Below are 1,856 nucleotides of genomic sequence, written 5' to 3' on the forward strand. Positions count from 1 at the left end.
CGCGCCGCTCATCACCTGGTCGGCCGAGCGCCGGCTCACGCTGGCCGATTTTCAGGCCCGCGGCCCGGCCGGCAGCCCGCTGGCCGCTTCCACTTCCTCCAATATCAATGCCGACGCGGCCTGCAAGGATTACGTGTTCAGCAGCACCGTCAAGGCCACTTTCGACCCCAATACCTCGTGGTTTCGCAACCCCAAAACGGCATCCGAAAGCCTGCTACGCCACGAACAGCTGCACTTCGACATTAGTGAAGTGTACGCCCGTATTATGCGTCAGAAATTACAGGCCTTTGCCGCCAAGGCCAACTGCGAGAAGCTGCAGCCGGGCTTCAACAACACCACCAAGCTGGTGTACGCGGCCTGGGACAACGAGCAGAACCGCTACGACCAGGAAACCAACCACGGCCTGAATGCCGCCCGCCAGGCCCAGTGGGAAAAGCAAACTGCCGCCAAGCTCGACATGCTCAAGCCCTTCGCGCAATAGCTTCGCAGCTGTTAAGAAAATCGCCAGTACGATGTAGAGACGCATAGTTGCGTCTCGTTGTTGAACGACAAGTGCCTTGGGTGCTCGACGACGAGACGCAACTATGCGTCTCTACATTGGCCCATTGATTTTCTGTACTGTCTCTTTATGATGTCCGATAATTCACTTTCCTGGGCCGAGTTCGAGCGCGTCGACCTGCGCGTGGGCACCATTGTAGAAGCCCGCGCCTTCCCCGAGGCACGCCGCCCGGCTTACCAGTTGCTCATCGATTTCGGGCCTGAAATCGGCCTGAAGAAGTCCAGCGCCCAGATTACCCACCACTACACGCTGGCCGAGCTACCGGGCCGCCAGGTGCTGGCCGTGGTGAACTTCCCGCCCAAGCAAATCGGCAAGTTTCGTTCCGAGGTGCTGGTGACGGGCCTGGCCGATGCCGACGGGCACATTGTGCTGGCCGCCGTGGCCGGCCCCGTGCCCAACGGCCAGCGGCTGGTGTAGGGAATTAAGGGTGCGGCGGGGTTGCCGGGCCCACGGGCAGCGGGCCAAATTTCTGCTGCCGCTGCTTCAGGGTATCGATAACGGCTTGGTAAATGTCGGGCAGGTCCTTGCCATGCGCGCCATAGTAGTGGTAGCTGTGCTGCAGGGACGAGTCGGTGACTTCCCACTTCCAGAACAGGGTCTTTTGCGCCGCCAGAAATAGCGCCCGGGCCGAATCGGGCTGCAGGTGGCTGTTCTCAACCTGGGCTTCGAGCTGCTGCAGGTCGGCCAGCAGGCGCACCATTTTTTCCCGCGGCAGCAGGTCGGGCGGCGTGGGCGCATCTTCAGGACGGTCGCAGGCGGGCAGCACCAGCAGCAGGGGGGCCAGCAGGCCCAGGCAGCAACGACGAATGGTTTTCACGTCCGCAAAGTTATGCCTGCGCCGTAGCTTCGCTTCCGGTAGCTGCTGGCTATTCGCTGTTCGCTGTTCGCTTTCGGGCCGGCAGCATCTCAGCAGCAAGCTAGCAGCGAATGGCTAACCGCTAACGGCTAACGCATGAATGCCCCCCTTACCGACTTGGTGCGCCGCCTGCGCCACCTCGAAATCCGCATCCGCAAGGCGGTGGAGGCCCAGCTGCAGGGCGATTTTCACTCCGTGTTCAAGGGCACGGGGCTGGAGTTCGACGACGTGCGCCTCTACCAGTACGGCGACGAGGTGCGGGCCATCGACTGGGCGGTATCGAGCAAGGGCCACGGCACGTTCGTGAAAACTTATAAGGAGGAGAAGGAGCAGCAGGTGCTGGTGCTGCTCGACGTGAGTGCCTCGCTCGACGTGGGCGACGGCCAGCGCCGCAAGCTCGACGTGGCCCGCGACATTGCCGGGCTGCTGGCCCTCTCGGCC

At 62.4% G+C, this 1,856-nt stretch carries 4 protein-coding genes; 3 read left to right on the top strand and 1 reads right to left on the bottom strand.

Annotated features, from left to right (window positions below):
- Window positions 1-481, top strand: a 481-nt coding sequence (locus tag ACYVDE_RS21510; RefSeq protein WP_460503587.1) for a DUF922 domain-containing protein, incomplete at its 5' end; no start/stop codon positions are given.
- Between the two features lie 150 nt (window positions 482-631).
- A complete protein-coding gene (locus tag ACYVDE_RS21515) occupies window positions 632-976 on the top strand; it encodes a tRNA-binding protein (protein WP_460503591.1) in 345 nt (114 codons plus the stop codon).
- A 4-nt stretch (window positions 977-980) separates the two neighbouring features.
- Here the strand turns inward: ACYVDE_RS21515 and ACYVDE_RS21520 are convergent, their stop codons facing one another.
- On the bottom strand, window positions 981-1,376 hold the full coding sequence (locus ACYVDE_RS21520; protein ID WP_460503588.1) for a DUF4296 domain-containing protein: 396 nt from the start codon (window positions 1,374-1,376) through the stop codon (window positions 981-983).
- 135 nt (window positions 1,377-1,511) lie between these two features.
- On the opposite strand from ACYVDE_RS21520, the gene ACYVDE_RS21525 reads away from it, so the two are divergent.
- On the top strand, window positions 1,512-1,856 hold a 345-nt coding region (locus ACYVDE_RS21525), incomplete at its 3' end, for a DUF58 domain-containing protein (protein ID WP_460503590.1).

It is taken from the genome of Hymenobacter agri, from assembly GCF_054778495.1.